Source organism: Stenotrophomonas sp. VV52, from assembly GCF_002893095.1.
GTDB classification, from domain to species: domain Bacteria; phylum Pseudomonadota; class Gammaproteobacteria; order Xanthomonadales; family Xanthomonadaceae; genus Stenotrophomonas; species Stenotrophomonas aracearum.
Genome location: NZ_PKQQ01000002.1, coordinates 217,646 through 236,056, shown reverse-complemented (window position 1 = coordinate 236,056; position 18,411 = coordinate 217,646). Strand labels below are relative to the sequence as shown.

Here is an 18,411-nt window from a genome sequence, read left to right as displayed (position 1 = left end):
ACATGGACGTACTTGCAGCGTCCCCCACAAACCCGCACCCGACGGCCCTGACCAGGGAAACCTCGCAACCCACGGCTGTTCGCCCGAATCCAACAGCAGCTGGGCAGAGCCCAGCTCTACGGATCGCATGCAATCGGGGGAGCCGGCCGGCGGCCGGCACTACCGCGCATACCAAAAAAAAAACGGCGCTTCCGTTTCGGGAAGCGCCGTTGCTTTTCGCGTCAGTAACGAACGTTTAGTTCGCCAGCTGGGCCTTGGCCGCCGCCACCACGTGCTCGGCGGTGATGCCGAAGTGCTTGTACAGCGCGTCGGCCGGGGCCGAGGCGCCGAAGGTGTCGATCCCTACCACGGCGCCGTCCAGGCCCACGTACTGGCGCCAGAAGCCGGTGACGCCGGCTTCCACCGCCACGCGGTTGCGGATCGCGTTCGGCAGCACCGACTCGCGGTAGCCCCCGTCCTGGCGCTCGAACACGTCGGTAGACGGCATCGAGACCACCCGGGTCTTGATCCCGGCTGCGTCGAGTTCCGCCTTGGCCGTCATCGCCAGGCCCACTTCCGAACCGGTGCCGATCAGGATCACGTCCGGCACGCCGCCTTCCGCGTCGGCCAGCACGTAACCGCCGCGCGCGATCTGCGCCACCTGCTCGGTGCTGCGCTGCTGGTGCGGCAGGTTCTGACGGCTGAACACCAGGCAGCTCGGGCCGTCCTGGCGGGTGATCGCCGCCTTCCAGCTCACTGCCGACTCCACCGCATCGCACGGACGCCACACATCGTTGTTCGGGATGTAACGCAGCGACGCCAGGTGCTCCACCGGCTGGTGGGTCGGACCGTCTTCGCCCAGGCCGATCGAATCGTGCGTGTACACGTGGATCGCATGCGCCGGGATCAGCGCGCTCATGCGCACGCCGTTGCGCGCGTAATCGCTGAACACCAGGAAGGTCGCATCGAACGGAATGAAACCGCCGTGCAGCGCCAGGCCGTTGGCAATGGCCGTCATGCCGAACTCGCGCACCCCGTAATACACGTAGTTCGCGTTCGGATCATCCGTCGCGACCGACTTGCTCGCCTTCCACAGCGTCAGGTTCGAGTGCGCCAGATCGGCCGAACCGCCGACCAGTTCCGGCAGCAGCGGCGCGAACGCCTCGATGGCCAGCTGCGACGCCTTGCGCGACGCAATGGTCTGGCCTTCAGCCTGCACCTGCGAGATGTACGCGTCTGCCTTGGCCACGAAATCGGCCGGCAGCTCACCGTTCGAACGACGGGTCAGCTCTTCGGCTTCGGCCGGGAACTGCGCCGCGTACTTGTCGAACTGCTGCTCCCACTCCGCCTGGCGCAGCGTGCCGGTGCTGCCCGCACGCCAGCCCGCGTAGATCTCTTCCGGGATCTCGAACGGACCGTAGTTCCAGCCCAGCTGCTTGCGGGTCGCTTCCAGCTCGTCCTTGCCCAGCGGCGCGCCGTGGCTCGATTCCTTGCCCGCCTTGCCCGGCGAACCGAAACCAATGGTGGTGCGGCAGCAGATCAGGGTCGGCTTGTCCGACTGCGACAGCGCGCTTTCGATCGCCGCCTTGATGCTGTCCGGGTCGTGGCCATCGACGCCGCGCACCACGTTCCAGCCATAGGCCTCGAAACGCTCGGGGGTGTTGTCGGTGAACCAGCCTTCGGTGTTGCCGTCGATCGAGATGTGGTTGTCGTCCCAGAAGCAGACCAGCTTGTCCAGGCCCCACGTGCCGGCCAGCGACGCCGCTTCATGCGACACGCCTTCCATCAGGCAGCCGTCGCCCAGGAACACCCAGGTGCGGTGGTCCACGATCTCGTGTTCCGGACGGTTGTAGCGCTGCGCCAGCAGCTTTTCTGCCAGCGCGAAACCGACCGCATTGGCCAGGCCCTGGCCGAGCGGACCGGTGGTGGTTTCCACCCCGGGGGTTTCGTGGTGTTCCGGGTGGCCGGCGGTCTTGCTGCCGAGCTGGCGGAACTGCTTGAGCTGCTCGATCGGCAGGTCGTAGCCGCTCAGGTGCAGCAGCGCGTACTGCAGCATCGAGCCGTGGCCGTTGGACAGCACGAAGCGGTCGCGGTTGAACCACTTCGGGTTGTTCGGGTTGTGACGGAGATAGTCGTTCCAGAGGACTTCCGCGATGTCCGCCATGCCCATCGGCATGCCGGGGTGACCGGACTTGGCGGTTTCGACCGCATCAGCGGCAAGGAAGCGGATGGCGTTGGCCAACTGGCGGCGGGTGGGCTGCGTCATGATTCAGAGGGGTCGGGAGGCGGCCGCGAAGCTGCGGGCCGCCCATTGTCCCATAGTCCACCCGCCGGGTCAGGCGGGTCAGGCGTGTGAAGACGTCCCCGGCACCGGGCTTTCTTCAGTTTCGCCCTTGGCCACCAGCGTGGTCAGGGCCAGGTCGCCGGTGACGTTCAGCGCGGTGCGGCACATGTCCAGGAAGTGGTTCACGCCCAGGATCAGGCCGATGCCCATCGGATCCACGCCGACCATGGCGCAGATCATCGCCACCACCGGCAGCGAACCGGACGGCACGCCGGCCGTACCGATGCCACCCAGGATGCAGACCACCATCACCATCAACTGCTGGGTGATGCTCAGGTCCACGCCGAAGAACTGGGCCAGGAAGATCACCGTCACGCCTTCGAACAACGCGGTGCCGTTCTGGTTGGCGGTGGCGCCCACGGTCAGCACGAAGCGCGAGACCTTCTGCGGCAGGCCCATCTGGTCAGCCACGCGCAGCGCGGTCGGCAGCGTGGCATTGCTGGAGGCGGTGGAGAACGCCATCACCGTTGCTTCCTGGGTGTCGCGGAAGAACGCGATCGGCGAACGGCCCGACAGCCACACCGCCACGCCGTAGCTCACCACCATGTGCAGGCCCAGCGCCAGCACCACCACGCCCACGTACGCGCCCAGGCGGATCAGCAGGTCGAAGCCGAAGATCGCCGCCAGGTTGAACATGAAGCACGCCACCGCGTACGGCGCCAGGCGGATCACCAGGTTGATCAGGGTCATCGAGACCTCGAACACGCCTTCGATCACCTTGCGCAGCGGCGCGGTCTTTTCGTCCGGGGACAGCACCATGCCGATGCCGAACATCAGCGCGAAGAACATCAGCGACAGGATCGCGCCATTGCTCGACGCCGCCGCCAGCACGTTGCTCGGCACGATCGACAGCAGCATGTCCATGCCCTTGGGCTGCTCGCCGATGTTGGCCACGATCTCGCGGCTGCGCTCGACGTTTTCATGCAGCAGCTGCTGGGCCATGGCCGGGTCCACGCCCACGCCCGGCTTGAGCAGGTTGACCAGCACCAGGCCCAGGCCGACCGCCACGCCCGAGAGCAGCACGGTGTAGGCCAGGGTCTTCCAGCCGATCCGGCCGAGCGAACGGATGTCGCCCATTTCCGACACGCCCATCACCAGCGCCGAGAAGATCAGCGGCACGATCAGCATGAAGATCAGGTTGAGGAACAGGCCCGACAGCGGCGTGGTCACGTAGGTCATGACCGCGCGCGCAGCGTCGGGCAGCCACGGAATGCCGCCGCCAATGGCGTGCACGATCAGCCCAAGCACCAGGCCAAGCCCGAAGCCGATACCCATTTTCCAGTGCAGTGGCAGCTTCTGCCGGGGTGTTGCGGCGTCGGTCATCGGAGCGGCATTCCTTGAAGATAAGTAAAAGAGCTTAGCAAAGCCGGCCATCCCGCCCGCTTCAGCCGGACGGCGGGTACAGCGGCGGCAACGGAGTATTCGACGCGGCCGGCGCCGGCTGCCAGTGCGGTCCGTCATGGAAGGCACGGCGCAGCGCCTGCCGGGCCTGGCCCGCATCGCCACCATCGGCGCTCCAGCGCGCAGCCTGCAGGTCCTGCAGGGCCTGGCACTGGGCCGGGTCGGCCAGCTGCGCCAGCACCGCCTCCAGGCCACCCCGGATCCCGCCCATCGCCGCCAGCAGCGCGACGATGTCATCCAGCCCGTCCTGATCCAGCGCGCGGCGCAGCTCGGCGCGCGAGGGCCGGCCGGCGGTCGGTGCGGCCTCGGCGAGCGGACCGCCGCCCACTGCCGCAGGCGCGCGGCGGCGGCGCCATGCCCACGCCAGGGTCAGCAGCCACAGCGCGGCGAAGCCCACGGCTGCAGCGATCCAGCCCCACGGCGGACCACCCGGGGCGTTGCCGCCCAGGGACACGCTGTCGCCCGTGGGCGCCGTGGCGCCGGGCAGCGCCGAGGTGGTGTCCAGCGCCACCGGCGCCGGCGCGGTGCCCGGCGCGCCTTCGGCCACGGTCACGCGCAGGTCGGGCAGCGTGGCGGTGCGTGCCTGCCCGGCGCGCACGTCCCACCAGCCCATGCGCGGGCCGGGAATGGCCAGGGTGCCGGGCTGGCGCGGCACCACCGAGTAGCGCCGGGTCAGGGTCAGGCGCGGGGTGCCGCCGTTGAAGGTCTCGTCGTACTGCGGCGGCTCGGCGAACACCTGCGCGGCAGGGCCCACGTCCAGCGGCGGCAGTTCCGGGAACTGCGCGCGGGTGGCGCCCTCGGCGACCGCTTCGACCACCACGGTGACCGCCTCGCCGGCGCGCCCATGGGTAGGCGCGGCGGTGTAGCGCAGGCGCAGGTCGTGCAGGGGCAACCACGGCTGCGGCGCCGCGTCCGGTTGCGCACGGACCTGCAGGGTGCGGTCGGGCGCGTTGGCGCGCAGCCGGCCGTCGCCCCTGAACAGGTCGTCGAAGAAGCCGCCGGCGCTTCGCCCTTCGAAGCGCGCGCCCTTCAGCACCAGCGGGCCGCTGCGCTCGGGAATCAGCAGGTAGCGTCGCTCCACCACGTTGTAGCGACGGCCGTTGACCTCGCGGACCAGGCTACGGTCTTCGCCCACCCGCTGCAGCGATGCGCCTTCCGGCGCGTCGAACCCCAGCTCGCCCGACAGCAGCTGCGAGGCGTAATACAGACGCACCACCACGCCCACGCTCTGCTGCACGTAGGGGTTGGCGTCGTCCACTTCGGTTTCGACGAAGGCCTTGGCATTGCCCGGCACCGCGGCCGATGCGCCGCTGCTGGCCGACACCGTCAGCGGTATCGGCGCGGTCAGCACGTTGCCTACCCGCAACGACGGAATGGTCAGCACACCACTTCGGCGCGGCGTGAGCGCCACGCCGTACAGCGAGCGCGACTGCATCGCGCCATTGCTCCATTGCACCTGGCGGCTGCTGGTCTGGCCACTGAGTTCGAAATCGGCCTGCAGCGGCGTGTAATCGGGCGCGCCGCCATCGGACTCGATGTTGAGGGTGACCGTTTCGGTGTCGCTGATCGCATCGCGGTCCAGCCAGGCCCGGGTCTGCGCGCTGGCCACGCCGCTCACGCACAGCAGCAGCCAGACGCAGGCGCGCCACCCGAGCCGCGTGGAGGTTGCTGGGTTCATGGTCCTTCCCGTTTCCTGCGTTCGTTTTCCAGTTGGAACTTGGCCCGCAGCAGGCTGCCCGGGTCATCCGGCACCCGCCGCATCCAGGCCTCCACGGCCTGGCGCTGCTCGCGCTGCTGCGGCGTTTCATTGGCCTGTGCGCGCTGCGCCGGGGTCTGGTCGGCCTTGCCCTGCTGGCGTTGCATCGCCTCGTCCATGCGCTGGCGCTGCGCGGCGTCGGCGCGCGCCTGCTCGGCCGGGTCCGGCTTGCCGGGCTCGTTTTTCTGCTGTGCGTTGCCCTGCCCGGTCTGCGGCTGGCCCTGGTCGCCCTGCTTGCCCGGGTCCTGCTTCTGCTGCTGCGGGGTCTGCTGGCTCTTGTTCTGTTGGTTCTTCTGGTTCTGCTGCTGGTTGTGCTGCTGGTTCCCACCCTGCGGCGGCTTGCGCTTGCGCGCGGCGTCCACGGCGGCACGGTTGGCCACCGCATCGGGCATGCCCGGACGCTGGCGCAGCGCATCGTCGTAGGCGGCGATGGCGGCGTCGTACTGGCCCTGGCGTGCCAGCGCGTTGCCCAGGTTGTAGTGCGCTTCGGGACCCTCGATGCCGTCGAACTGCTGCTGGGCAGACGCAAAGTCGCCGCGACGATAGGCGTCCACGCCAGCGGCAATCCGCTGCTGGTCGCGCTGGTCGTCGCGCTGCCACAGCGAGCGTTCGGCCGCGTGCACGGGCGCCGGCGCGGCCAGCGGCAGCAGCACGCACAGCAGCGCTACGGCGGCAAGGCCACGACGTCGGAAGGCCCACAGCGACAGCAACATCAACGGTGGCAGCAGCCAGAAGCCTTCATCGCGCCAGGCCATGCCCTCGCCCTGCCGGCTCTGGCCTTCGCCGGCGCTGTTGCGCGGAGTAAGCACGCCCAGCGCGCGCAGGTCGCCCTCGTCGTTGGCCACGGCGGCGTAGCGGCCGCCGCCGGCGTCGGCCACTGCACGCAGGCTGCCCGGCTCCAGCTGGGCGCGTTCGATCTGCCCGTCGCTGCTGCGGTAGGCGGCGCCGGACGGCGTGCCCAGCCCCAGCACCGAGACCTGGAAGCCCTGCGCGCGTGCAGACGCGGCGGCGGCACGTGCCGCGTCGTCGGCGCGGTCGGTCAGCAGCAGGATGTCGCCGCCCTTGGCGCCCGACTGCTGCAGCAACAGCACGGCGGCTTCGATGGCACGGTCGGCGCGCTGGCCATCGCGCGGCATCACGTCCGGCGCGAGGGCGTCGAGGTACAGGGCCACATTGGCGCGGTCGCCGGTCAACGGCGCCACCGTGTACGCGTCGTCGGCATAGGCAAGCAGGGCCAGCTCGCCGCCACTGCGCTCGCGCAGCAGGGTGGCCAGCTTGGCGCGCGCCTGCAGCAGGCGCGACGGCGGCAGGTCGGTCGCGGTAACCCGCGAGGACAGGTCCAGGGCCACGACCAGAGGGGCCGGCGCCTGCCACAACGGCTGCGGCAACTGCCGCCAGCCCGGGCCGGCCAGCGCCAATACGGCCAGCGTCCAACCGAGCAGCAACAGCAGCAGGCCGCCCCATGCGCGGCGGCCGCCGGCGACCAGCAGGTGCGGCAGCAGGTGCGCGTCAACGTTGTGTCGCCATACGCTGCTGCGACGCCGGCGCCAGGACCAGAGCAGCGCGATCAGCGGCAACGCGGCCAGCGCCCACAGTGCCTCGGGGCGTGCCAGGTGCAGCGGTACATTCATCAGGTTCATGCCCAGCGCCTTGGCAGCAGCCAGGCCAGTGCGCCCAGCAGCATCGCCAGCGCCAGCGGCCACCCGTAACGCTCGATGCGCGGGCGCACCGCGGCACCGGCGGCGGTGATGGGTTCCAGCCGGTCCAGCTCGGCATAGATGCCGGCCAGTTCGTCGGTGTTGCGTGCACGGAAGGCGCGCCCGCCGGTGAGCTCGGCAATGCGGCGCAGGGTGGCTTCGTCGACCGGATCCTCCCCTGCCGCGATCTGCACGCCGAACAGGCTCATGCCGCCGTCGCCACCGAACGCCACCGGGTACACCCGCACCCCTTCGGCCTTGGCCAGCTCGGCCGCGCGCAGCGGTGGCAGCACCCCGGCATTGCTCACCCCGTCGGTGAGCAGGATCAGTACGCGCTGGCCTTCGGGCTGCTCGCGCAGTCGCTTGACCGCCAGCGCGATCGCGTCGCCGATCGCGGTATCGCGGCCGGCCAGGCCGACCTCGCTGTCGGTGAGCTGGTTGCGCACGGTGGTCAGGTCGGCGGTGATCGGGGTCAGCGTGTAGGCGCGTTCGCCGAAGATCAGCAGGCCGACCCGGTCGCCGGCGCGGCGGTCCAGGAAGTCGGCCAGCACCGCCTTGGCGGCGGACAGGCGCGGCACGATCTGGTTGCCCAGGGTCATGTCCGGCTCGCTCATGCTGCCGGAGACGTCCACCGCGAGCATCATCTGCCGGCCCTGCTGCGGCGGTGCGATCGGTTCGCCCAGCTGCTGCGGCCGGGCCAGCGCCATGCACAGGCAGGCCCAGGCCAGCCACAGCAGCAGCCGACCGATGCGCCAGGCGGCGACGCCGTGGGCCTGGCCGAGGTCGGCCAGCGCGCCCGCGGCATACGGCACGCGCAGCGCGGGCCCGGCCACCGCGCGACGCGGCCACCAGCGCATCAACCACGGCAACGGCAGCGCCAGCAACGCCCATGGCCAGGCCAGGTCGTCCAGCCACGGCAACAGCGATACCAGGTCCTGCGACATCATCGTTTGCGCCCGCTGGCCAGGGTCAGGAAACGCGCCCGCGCCAGGCTGCGCAGCCTGTCCACCTCGTCAGGGGCGAGCGTGGGACGGTAGGCGCCGTCGAGCAGCAGGCGGCCGTCGCCGTCGGAGAATGCGCGGCTGCCGGGGGCATCGAGGAATTCCAGCCAGGCCTGGCCCTGCAGCAGCTCGGCACCGGCCTGCCGACGGCGCGCGGCGCGGCGCAGCAGTTCGGCGATGGCCGCCACCTGGGCTGTGCCCGGCGCGGCGTCCTCGACGGTCGTGTCGAACAGCTGCAGCCAACGCCGCTCGCGACGACGACGCAGTGCGCGCCAGGCCCACAGCGCGAGCACGACGAGGGCGAGCACGCCCAGCACCAGCCACCAGCCCAGCGGCAGCGGCCACCACGACGGGTACGGGGGCAGGTGCACGTCGCGCAGCGGCAGCGAGGTGGCCGTGCTCATGCCACCACCGCCGACGGCAGCCGGCCCAGCCAGCAGTCGCTGGCGTCGTCGGTGCTCACCACGTGCACCTGGATGCGGCGCGCGCCGAGGCTGCGCTGCAGCGCTTCCAGCGGTTCCACGAAACGGGCATGCCAGTGCGCGCGCACGGCGCTGTCGTGCAGGTCGAGCACCACCGGGCGTCCCTGCGACAGGAACGGCAGCACGGCGTCGGGCGGTGCCAGTTCCAGCGGGTCGGCCAGCAGCATCAGCTGTACTTCGTGGTGCATGGCCAGTGCGGTCCAGCGCGGAATGTCGATGGCGGCCGCGCGCGCAGGATCGGCCAGCACCACCACCCGGGCGCCGGGTCGAAGCACCCGTGCGGCCTGCTGGAGGGCGCTGTCCAGGCCGGCGTCATCGGCGGGCGGCGCCGCATACCAGCGGGTCAACGCGTCGAGCACGCGCAGCACGCCACGGGTGCCACCGGCAGGTGCGATCAGCGCTTCACTGCGGCTGCCGCGCAGGGCGCTGAGGCGGTCGCCCTGGCGCTGCGCCAGCCATGCCGCGACCGCGCCGACGCGGGCGGCCTGCACGGACTTGAAGCGCACGCGGGTGCCGAAGTACAGCACCGGGTCGGTGTCGGCCACCAGCAGGGTCAGGCGTTCGCGTTCGGCCTGGAACAGCTTGGTGTGGGCACGGCCGGTGCGCGCGGTTACCCGCCAGTCGATGTGCCGCGCATCGTCGCCGGGCACGTACTCGCGAGACTCGGCGTACTCCATGCCACGCCCGCGCATCGGCGACGGCGCCTGGCCGGCATGGGCCAGGCGTCCGCGCCGCGCCGGTGCGAGCCGGTGCGCGCTGCCGCGCAGCGCCACCAGCTCGGCCAGGCTCGGCTGCACGCCATCGCCTGCCAGCGCCGTGGCCGAAGTGTCGTCGGGACCGTGCATGCCGGGCTCAGGGCACCGGCACGCGGGCCAGCAGTTCGGCCACCAGGCGTTCGCCGTCCCAGCCTTCGGCCGTGGCTTCGTAGCTGGGCAGCACGCGGTGGCGCAGGACATCGGGCGCCACGCTGCGCACGTCGTCGGGGGTGACGAAGTCGCGGCCGGCCAGCCAGGCGCGGGCACGCGCGCAGCGCTCCAGCGCGATCGAGCCGCGCGGGCTTGCCCCCCAGGCGATGCGACGCGCCAGCGCCGGGTCGTAGCGGGCCGGGTCGCGTGTGGCCAGCACCAGTTCGATCAGGTAGCGCTCCAGCGCGGGCGCCATGTGCAGCGAGAGGATCGCGCGGCGTGCGGCGAACACATCGTCCAGCGGCATCCGCGACGGGGCGGGGGCCGGCGTGCCCAAGGCGTCGCGGGCGCGATCGCGCGCCAGCCGCAGGATCTCGGCTTCGGCGGTGGAGTCGGGGTAGCCGATCCGGACGTGCATCAGGAACCGGTCGAGCTGGGCTTCGGGCAGCGGGAAGGTGCCCTCCTGCTCGATCGGGTTCTGGGTTGCCATCACCAGGAACAGCTTGGGCAGCGCGTAGGTGTGCCGGCCGACGGTGACCTGGCGTTCGCCCATCGCCTCGAGCAGGGCCGACTGCACCTTGGCCGGGGCGCGGTTGATTTCATCGGCGAGCAGGATCGGGTGGAAGATCGGGCCGGGGACGAATTCGAAGCGGCCTTCCTGCGGGCGCCAGATCTCGGTGCCGGTCAGGTCGGCCGGGAGCAGGTCGGGGGTGAACTGGACCCGGGAGAAATCGGCCTCCAACCGCGCCGCGAGGGCGCGGATGGCGGTGGTCTTGGCCAGGCCGGGCGCGCCTTCGACCAGCAGGTGGCCGTCGGCCAGCAGCGCGGTCAGCAGGCGTTCGACCAGCGCGTCCTGGCCGACGATCTCGGCAGAGAGCGCCGTGCGCAGTGCGCGGAAGCCGTCGTGCAGGCGGTCGTGCTCCGGGGTCGGGGCAACGGGCGTGGGGTCGGGTGCGGGCATGGGGGGTGGCAGGTTCATGGGTCCATCTGACCACGCGACAGGCGTAAGGTTCCGCACCCATGATGGCAGGCCCGGCCCGGCTGCGGGATCAAGATTGCCTGAACGCGAAAAGGGCCGCACGGTGGCGGCCCTTTCGCTGTACTCCGGTGGCAGGACTCAGTTGGTCTTGGCCACGCGCAGCACCTTCGGGGTGACGAAGACCAGCAGTTCAGCCTTGTCCTTGTTGCGGCTGCGCTTCTTGAACAGGTTGCCGAGGAACGGCACGTCGCCCAGGAACGGCACCTTGTTGACGCTGTTGCGGTCGGTGAACTCGTACACGCCACCGATCACGACGGTCTGGCCATCGTCGACCAGCACCGCGGTGTTGACTTCGCGGCGGTTGATCGTCGGCACCTGGCCGTAGCCTTCCAGCACGATGTAGCTTTCGACTTCATCCTTCTTGACCGACATGTTCAGGAACACGCGGTTGTCGTTGGTGATGGTCGGGGTGACCTTCAGTTCCAGCAGCACTTCCTTGAACTGCACGTTCGGGGTCGCTGCCTGGCCGCCGGTGCCACCGGTGATGGTGACGTAGCCGATTTCCTTACCCTGCTTGATCACCGCTTCGCGCTGGTTGGTGGTGACCACGCGCGGGTTGGAGATCACCTCACCACGCGATTCCTGCTGCATGGCCGAGAGCTCCACGTCCAGCAGGTAGCCGGCGTTGAGGATCGACAGTGCCAGCGAACCCGGGTTAAGGGTGCTTGCGACCGGCAGGTTCCAGTTCAGGCCACCGGTGTTGATGGTGCGCGGCGGGCGCACCGGCACGGGACCGGTACCGCCACCTGCCGCCCACTCGTTCAGCGCTTCCTGGTACTCGGTGGCGTTCTCGCCGTCGCTGGTGATGTTGCTGTGGTTGGTGGTGGTATTGCCGCTGAAGTAGACGTTGTCGCGGCTGCCGGTGATGCCGAACTTGGCACCCAGCTCACGCGCGAAGGTGTCGGTGGCGATCACGATGCGGCTTTCGATCAACACCTGGTCGACCGGGCGGTCGATCACGCTGATCAGCTCGCGCATGCGCGCGACCTTCTTCGGAATGTCGCTGATCATCAGCGTATTGGTACGTTCGTCGGCCACCAGGCGACCGCGCGAGGACAGGAAGCCGCTGTCTTCCTGCGACGTGCTGCCACCACCGCCACCACCACCGCCACCGCTGCCGCCGCCGATGCCCTTGGCTTCGGTCAGCGCTTTGAAGATCTGCGCGGCGTTGTGATAGTTGATCTGGACGTATTCGGTGACGAGGTCCACGCGCTGGTCGATGGCGATGCGCGCGTCTTCCTTGTCCTGCTCGAACTTGGCCAGCTCCGGCTGCGGCGCGACCCAGATCACGCCGCCTTCGCGACGCTTGTCCAGGCCCTTGGCACGCAGCACGATGTCCAGTGCCTGGTCCCACGGCACGTTGACCAGGCGCAGGGTGACGTTGCCGGCGACGCTGTCGGAGGCCACGACGTTCAGGTTGGACTCTTCGGCGATCAACTGCAGCACGGTGCGCACCGGCACGTCCTGGAAGTTGAAGGTCACCGGCTTGCCGCTGTACCCGCGCTGGGCAACCGCGGCAGCCGCCTGGGTCACCGTGGTCGCGGTGATCGCACCGGTGGCCGGGGCGCTCTTGCGCGGGCTGATCTCGACCACGTACTCATTGCCGGTCTGGTAGGCCAGCGACTCGAACGCGGTGCTGGTGTTGAGCACCAGCTGGGTACCGCCGCCATACGGCTTCGGGTCGATGCGCTGCACCGGGGTGGCGAAATCGACCACGTTGATCGACTTCTGCAGGGTGTCCGGCAGGGTCGCGTTGCCGATGTCGACCACGACGCTGTTGCCCTGGGTGCGAAGGTCCGGGTTGGCGCCGGCACCGTCGAACTGCAGGATCAGGCGGCCGCTGCCGTCTTCACCGCGCTTGAAGTCGATCTTGGACACCGCCAGCGAAGCCGGTGCGACGGCCGGCGTGGCGCCGGCCCCCTGGGTGGTTGCCGCTGCGGCCGGCGTGGCCGCCAGCAGCGTGCCATTGGCCACCATGAGCGCGACTCCCAGCGCGCACAGGTGGATCAGCTTCGGGCGCCGGACGGAGCGCTGCAGCATGGCGTTGGAAAAGGTCATCGTGCTATCCCCATAATCATTCATTGATCTTCAAGCGCGATCGATGCAGGCCGTTCCAGCCAGCCGCCCGCGCCATCCGGCACCAGTTCAATCAGTTCGATCCGGTCTTCGAAGACCCCGGTCACGCGACCATCGCTCTGCCCCATGTAGACACCCGGACGCACCCGATAGGTGACCTTGTCCGGTGCCATCACCAGCGCGACCAGTCCGCCACCGTTGCCGATCGAACCGACCATGTCCAAGGCGTCCAGCGGGAAGGCTTCCAGCGGCTCCTTGCGGCGGTTCGGATCCGGGCGCAGGCCCGAGCCACCGGCCTGGGGGTTGGCCCAGGCGTCGGTGAACGGGTCACGCATGCCCTGTGCGGAGTACTCGAAGGTCTCGAACTGCTGCATGACCGGCAGCGGTTCGAGCGGCGGTGCCGGACGTGCACGCACGTCGGCGGTCCACTTTTCCAGGTTGGGCGCATCGCCGGGCGTGCTGGTGATGCTGCGTGCGCAGCCTGCCAGCAGGACCAGCATCAGCAGGCCACAGAGCCGTGCGGTACGGGCAAGGTTCATGGCTTGCCTCCGTTCGCAGCGGCGGTCTGGGCAGCGGCTTTTTCCTGCGCTTCCATTTCCACGTCGTCCAGGTACCGGTAGGTCTTGACCGTACCGGACAGCTCCAGCGCGCCACTGCGTGCGGTGATGCCGGTCTTGGGGTCCTTGGGCTTGAGGTTGATGTCGTGCATGGTCAGGATGACCACGCGCGGCAGCGAGGCCACGCCGCTGACGAAGGCACCGAACTGGTGGTAGCTGCCCACCATGCGCAGGGCGATCGGCTTCTCGGCGTAGAACTCCTTGGGCACTTCCTCACCGGGCTGGAACAGCTCGTTGACCAGGCCGCTGGACAACGCGGTCTGCGAGATGTCGATGATCAGGTCCGGCATTTCGGTCTTGCTGGGCAGCTGGCGCAGCATCTGCTGCAGCACCTGCTCCATCTGGGCCAGCTGCTGTTTCAGCGGCTCCAGGTTGACCGCGCGGCCCTGTTCCTTCTCGAAGTCCGCGCGCAGGCCGACTTCGGTGCGTTCCAGGGTCTCAAGCTCTTCGCGCTTGCCGCTGATGAGGACGAACCAGGCCAGGACGATGATCAGCAGCGACAGCAGCGCGCAGAAGACGATCTTGGCCTGCTGCGGCCAACTGCCGATGTTGTTGAAGTCCAGGTCCTTCATGTTGACTTTCTTGCTCATGCGGCCCCCTTCTGCGGCGCGCTGGACGCCGCCGGTTGCGTGGCCGGGGCAGGAACGATGCGGCTGCCAGCGGGTGCCGGTGCGGCCGGAGCCGGTGCCGGTGCATCGGCAGGTGCCGGCGCGGTGCCCGGTGCCGGGGCCAGCGGTGCCACGGCCGGCGCGGTGGCCGGTGCGGCGTTCGGGTCGGCACCCGGCGTGACCGCGCTGCCGTCCGGCGCCAGGCCGTCGACCGCTTCGCTCTGTGCCGGCAGCGTCACCTTGACCACGAACACGTACGGCAGTGCCGAGATGTCCGCGACCGGGCCCACCACCTTGTCCTTCTCTTCTTCCGGCTTGCGGGCTTCGATCACCGACAGTTCCGGCTTGGTCATCCAGCCCGAGCTTTCCAGGTTGCGCATGTAGGCGCTGACCCGGGCGTTGGACTGGGTGCGGCCTTCCAGGGTCAGGATGTCGCCTTCCTGCTTCAGCGCGGTCAGTACCAGCCCATCGGGGATGGTCCGGACCAGCGCGTCGAACAGGTGCACCATCTGCGAACGCTTGGCCTGCAGCTGTTCGATCACCTTCTTGCGGGCCAGCAGGCGATCGCGCTGGCGGTCCAGGCGGTCGATCTCCTTGTTCTGCTCCTTGACCTTGGCGATCTCGGTCTGCAGGAACGTGTTGCGATCTTCCTGGCCGCTGATCTGGCGGTCGTAGTAGAACCAGATCAGCGCCGACAGCACGACGCCGGCGATGGCGGCGAAGCCCAGCATGGTCATGAACTCGCGCTGGCGTTGCTTGCGCCGTTCGGCGCGCCAGGGCAATAGATTGATTCTTGCCATCAGTCGAAGCTCCTCAGCGCCAGCCCGGTGGCAATCATCAGCGCCGGGGCGTCCTGGGCCAGGGCATGTGCCTGCACCTTCGGGCCCAGCGTCATCTGCGCCAGCGGGTTGGCCACCACGGTCGCCACGCCCAACTGCTCTTCCACCATTTCCGGAAGGCCGGCCAGCGCCGCGCAACCGCCGGCCAGCACGATGTGGTCGACCCGATTGAACTCGCTGCCCGCGTAGAAGAACTGCAGCAGGCGGCTGATCTGCTGGACCGTGGCTTCCTTGAACGGCTCGAGCACTTCCATCTCGTAGCTTTCCGGCAGCCCGCCCTGGCGCTTGGCCAGTCCGGCTTCCTCGTAGGTCAGGCCATAGCGGCGCATGACCTCGTCGGTGAGCTGCTTGCCGCCGAACACCTGCTCACGGCTGTACAGGCTGCGCCCGCCGCGAAGCACGTTCAGGGTGGTCATGGTGGCGCCGATGTCGACCAGCGCGACCACGCCATCGCTGGCGATCGGCAGTTCGCTGGCCACCAGGGCGAAGGCGTTTTCGACCGCGAAGGCCTCCACGTCCATCACCCGGGCGGTCAGGCCACCGAGTTCCAGCGCCGACTGGCGCAGCTCCACGTTCTCCGAGCGCGAGGCCGCCAACAGGACCTGGACCATTTCCGGGTTGTTGGGGATCGCTCCGAGCACCTCGAAGTCGAGGTTCACTTCCTCGATCGGGTAGGGGATGTAGTTGACCGCTTCGAGCTCGACCTGGGCTTCCATGTCGTTCTCGTCCAGGTCGGCCGGCATCGGGATGAGCTTGGTGATGACCGCAGAGCCGGCCACGGCTGCGGCGGCATGCCGGGCCTTGGTACCGGAACGGTTCACCGCGCGGCGGATGGCCTCACCCACGGCCTCCACTTCCACGATGTTCTTTTCCACCACCGCATTCGGCGGAAGTGGTTCCACAGCGTAATGTTCCACACGGAAACGATTGCCACTGCGGGAAAGCTGCAGAAGCTTTACTGCAGTCGAACTGATGTCGACGCCGATGAGCGGCGACTGGCTTTTTGGGATAAGCCCCACGGTTTCTCCCCTGCCGACGGGCACTTGAACGCATAACCTGCGTCCGCGCATTAATAACGTTTTTTTTGCAAATGGCAACAGCCAACGTCCAAAACGCGCAACAGCGCACGCTTTGCCCGTCCCCTGACGGTCACCGAAATGCTCTCCCCGGGAACAACCCCAGCCGTTCCCTTGCGTAATCTATACTCTGCGGCCACGAAATTCGCAATCGGAATCTGTCACTGATGACTCGTCTTCGACGCTGGCTGCGCTGGATGCTGGTGGTTTTCCTGGTCCTGGCCCTGATCGGCGCAGCGGTCGCCGGCGGCCTGTACTACGCCATTTCCGCGCGGCTGCCGGACGTCCAGACCCTGCGCGACATCGAGATGCAGGAGCCGATGTACGTCTATGCGGCCGACGGCCAGCTGATGGCGGTGTTCGGCGAGTCCAGGCGGACCCCGATCACCATGAAGGAGGTCCCCGAGCGCCTCAAGCAGGCCTTCCTGGCCACCGAGGACGCCCGCTTCTATGAGCACGGGGGGGTGGACTACAAGGGCATCGCCCGCGCGGTCTGGCTGCTGGCCACCACCAACGACAAGCGCGTCCCCGGCGGGTCGACCATCACCCAGCAGGTGGCCCGGCAGTTCTTCCTGAGCTCGGAGTACAGCTACACCCGCAAGCTGGCCGAGATCCTGCTGGCGCGCAAGATCGAGCAGGAACTGAGCAAGGACGAGATCTTCGAGCTGTACCTGAACAAGAGTTTCTTCGGCAACCGGTCCTACGGCGTGGCCGCGGCGGCCCAGTTCTATTACGGCAAGACCCTGGCCGAGCTGGACCTGGACGAGATGGCCTCGCTGGCCGGCATCCCCAAGTTCCCCTCCAGCGGCAACCCGATCAGCAACCCCGAGCGCGCCCGCGAGCGCCGCGACTTCTACGTGCTGCAGCGCATGGCCAACCTGGGCTTCATCAGCCAGGCCGAGGCCGACGCGGCCAAGGCGGTACCGATGCACGCCACTGCGCATGAGCCGCCGGTGCAGGTCGACGCGCCGTACGTGGCCGAGCTGGTCCGCCAGGAAATGATCGCCCGTTTCGGCGGGGACGTGCTCAACAAGGGCTACCACGTCACCACCACCATCAACGCCGAGATGCAGGCGGCGGCGAACCTGGCGGTGCGCGACGGCCTGCTGCAGTACGACCACCGGCATGGCTGGCACGGGGTGGAACAGCAGGTGGCGCTGGGCGCGGGCGACGATGCGGCGGCGCTGGCGGCCCATCTGCGCGGGATCAGCGCCCAGTCCGGGCTGCTGCCGGCCATCGTGGCCTCCACCGGCGCCGACGGCAGCGCCACGGTGGTGCTGGCCAACCGCACCGAGGTGGTGCTGCCGGCCTCGGCGGCCAAGTGGACCAACAAGACCCCGGGCAAGCTGGTCCAGCGCGGCGACATCGTGCGCGTGCGCACCGGCGAGAAGGAAGGCCAGTGGCTGCTGGACCAGATTCCGCGCGGCCAGTCCGCGCTGGTCTCGCTGGACGCCCAGAGCGGCGCGCTGAAGGCGCTGGTGGGCGGTTTCAGCTTCTCCGGCAACAAGTTCAACCGCGCCACCCAGGCGCGCCGCCAGCCGGGGTCGAGCTTCAAGCCGTTCATCTACGCGGCCGCCTTCGACAAAGGCTTCAATCCGGCCTCGATCGTGCTGGACGCCCCGGTGGTGTTCCGCGACCGCCGCGGCAAGACCTGGCAGCCGCAGAACGACGGCGGCGGCTTCCGCGGGCCGATGCGCCTGCGCGAGGCGCTGGTGCAGTCGCGCAACCTGGTGTCGGTGCGCCTGCTCGACGGCATGGGCGTGGAGTACGCGCGCAAGTACATCAGCGAGTTCGGCTTCGCCGAGGCCGAGCTGCCGCCGAACCTGTCGATGTCGCTGGGCACCGCGTCGCTGACCCCGCTGTCGGTGGCACGCGGCTATGCGGTGTTCGCCAACGGCGGTTCGCGCGTGGATACCTGGCTGATCGACCAGGTCAGCGACCGCGACGGCAATCTGGTGTTCAAGGAAAACCCGGCCCGTGCCTGCCGCGAGTGCGTGGGCACCAGCGGCGGTGCGCCGGTCAGCCAGGTGGTGGACGGCTTCAACTTCGGCGCGGCCGCCGCGCCGGCCCCGGCCGGTGCGCCCGCACCCGAGCAGGCCGCCGCGCCGGTGGTGCCGGTCGACCCCAACGCCCGCACCGCGCCGCGGGCGATCGATGCGCGCACCGCCTACCAGCTGGTCTCGATGATGCGCGACGTGGTCCAGCGCGGTACCGGCACCGCAGCCAAGGTGCTCGGCCGCGAGGACGTGGGCGGCAAGACCGGCTCCACCAACGACCACCGCGATGCCTGGTTCTCCGGTTTCGGTGGCCCGTACGTCACCACCGTGTGGGTGGGCCGCGACGACTTCCGTTCGCTGGGCTACCGCGAATACGGCGGCCGTGCGGCACTGCCGATCTGGATCGACTACATGCGGGTGGCGATGAAGGACACCCCGGTGGCGCAGAACGAGCCGCCGACCGGGATGGTGCAGGCCACGCTCAACGGCGCTACCGAATGGGTCAAGGTGGAGGACATGGAGAAGCTCGCCGAGTACGACTTCAACACCCAGACCCAACAGGCCGACGACGCAGCGTTCGACATTTTCTGAGGA

At 69.1% G+C, this 18,411-nt stretch carries 14 protein-coding genes; 1 reads left to right on the top strand and 13 read right to left on the bottom strand.

Annotation, left to right across the window (positions count from 1 at the left end):
* Positions 1 to 235 precede the first annotated feature (235 nt).
* The 13 genes from tkt to C2U58_RS07015 all read right to left on the bottom strand — a co-directional run bounded on the left by tkt (position 236) and on the right by C2U58_RS07015 (position 15,763).
* Positions 236 to 2,245 carry a transketolase gene (tkt, locus tag C2U58_RS07075; RefSeq protein ID WP_102945186.1) on the bottom strand — a complete coding sequence of 670 codons (2,010 nt, stop codon included), beginning with the start codon at positions 2,243 to 2,245 and terminating at the stop codon, positions 236 to 238.
* A gap of 78 nt (positions 2,246 to 2,323) precedes the next feature.
* Positions 2,324 to 3,646 (bottom strand): dicarboxylate/amino acid:cation symporter, encoded by a 1,323-nt coding sequence (locus C2U58_RS07070; RefSeq protein ID WP_102945185.1) that lies wholly within the window; start codon positions 3,644 to 3,646, stop codon positions 2,324 to 2,326.
* Between the two features lie 61 nt (positions 3,647 to 3,707).
* Positions 3,708 to 5,402, bottom strand: a complete 1,695-nt coding sequence (locus C2U58_RS07065) for a BatD family protein (protein WP_102945184.1) — start codon at positions 5,400 to 5,402, stop codon at positions 3,708 to 3,710.
* Positions 5,399 to 7,120, bottom strand: a complete 1,722-nt coding sequence (locus C2U58_RS07060; RefSeq protein ID WP_102945455.1) for a VWA domain-containing protein — start codon at positions 7,118 to 7,120, stop codon at positions 5,399 to 5,401. Before C2U58_RS07060 ends, C2U58_RS07065 begins: the two co-directional genes overlap by 4 nt.
* Entirely contained in the window at positions 7,117 to 8,124 is a 1,008-nt protein-coding gene (locus C2U58_RS07055; RefSeq protein WP_102945183.1) for a VWA domain-containing protein, read from the bottom strand. The genes C2U58_RS07060 and C2U58_RS07055 overlap by 4 nt, the downstream gene beginning before the upstream one ends.
* The gene (locus C2U58_RS07050) at positions 8,121 to 8,582 is read right to left on the bottom strand and encodes a DUF4381 domain-containing protein (protein ID WP_102945182.1); all 462 of its coding nucleotides are present in this window, start codon (positions 8,580 to 8,582) and stop codon (positions 8,121 to 8,123) included. Before C2U58_RS07050 ends, C2U58_RS07055 begins: the two co-directional genes overlap by 4 nt.
* The gene (locus C2U58_RS07045) at positions 8,579 to 9,505 is read right to left on the bottom strand and encodes a DUF58 domain-containing protein (protein WP_102945181.1); all 927 of its coding nucleotides are present in this window, start codon (positions 9,503 to 9,505) and stop codon (positions 8,579 to 8,581) included. The genes C2U58_RS07050 and C2U58_RS07045 overlap by 4 nt, the downstream gene beginning before the upstream one ends.
* 7 nt (positions 9,506 to 9,512) lie before the next feature.
* The gene (locus C2U58_RS07040; RefSeq protein ID WP_102945180.1) at positions 9,513 to 10,544 is read right to left on the bottom strand and encodes a MoxR family ATPase; all 1,032 of its coding nucleotides are present in this window, start codon (positions 10,542 to 10,544) and stop codon (positions 9,513 to 9,515) included.
* 138 nt (positions 10,545 to 10,682) lie between these two features.
* Positions 10,683 to 12,662, bottom strand: a complete 1,980-nt coding sequence (locus C2U58_RS07035; protein ID WP_102945179.1) for a type IV pilus secretin PilQ family protein — start codon at positions 12,660 to 12,662, stop codon at positions 10,683 to 10,685.
* A 20-nt stretch (positions 12,663 to 12,682) separates the two neighbouring features.
* Positions 12,683 to 13,219, bottom strand: coding sequence for a pilus assembly protein PilP (locus tag C2U58_RS07030; RefSeq protein ID WP_102945178.1), 537 nt, complete (start codon positions 13,217 to 13,219; stop codon positions 12,683 to 12,685).
* Positions 13,216 to 13,887, bottom strand: a complete 672-nt coding sequence (pilO, locus tag C2U58_RS07025; protein WP_070207394.1) for a type 4a pilus biogenesis protein PilO — start codon at positions 13,885 to 13,887, stop codon at positions 13,216 to 13,218. Before pilO ends, C2U58_RS07030 begins: the two co-directional genes overlap by 4 nt.
* Positions 13,884 to 14,705 carry a PilN domain-containing protein gene (locus C2U58_RS07020; protein ID WP_102945177.1) on the bottom strand — a complete coding sequence of 274 codons (822 nt, stop codon included), beginning with the start codon at positions 14,703 to 14,705 and terminating at the stop codon, positions 13,884 to 13,886. The genes pilO and C2U58_RS07020 overlap by 4 nt, the downstream gene beginning before the upstream one ends.
* On the bottom strand, positions 14,705 to 15,763 hold the full coding sequence (locus C2U58_RS07015; RefSeq protein WP_038686523.1) for a pilus assembly protein PilM: 1,059 nt from the start codon (positions 15,761 to 15,763) through the stop codon (positions 14,705 to 14,707). The genes C2U58_RS07020 and C2U58_RS07015 overlap by 1 nt, the downstream gene beginning before the upstream one ends.
* 224 nt (positions 15,764 to 15,987) lie before the next feature.
* Between C2U58_RS07015 and C2U58_RS07010 the strand changes: the two genes are divergently transcribed.
* Positions 15,988 to 18,408: a penicillin-binding protein 1A gene (locus C2U58_RS07010; protein WP_102945176.1), complete on the top strand. Its 2,421-nt coding sequence runs from the start codon at positions 15,988 to 15,990 to the stop codon at positions 18,406 to 18,408.
* The last annotated feature ends 3 nt before the right edge of the window (positions 18,409 to 18,411 follow it).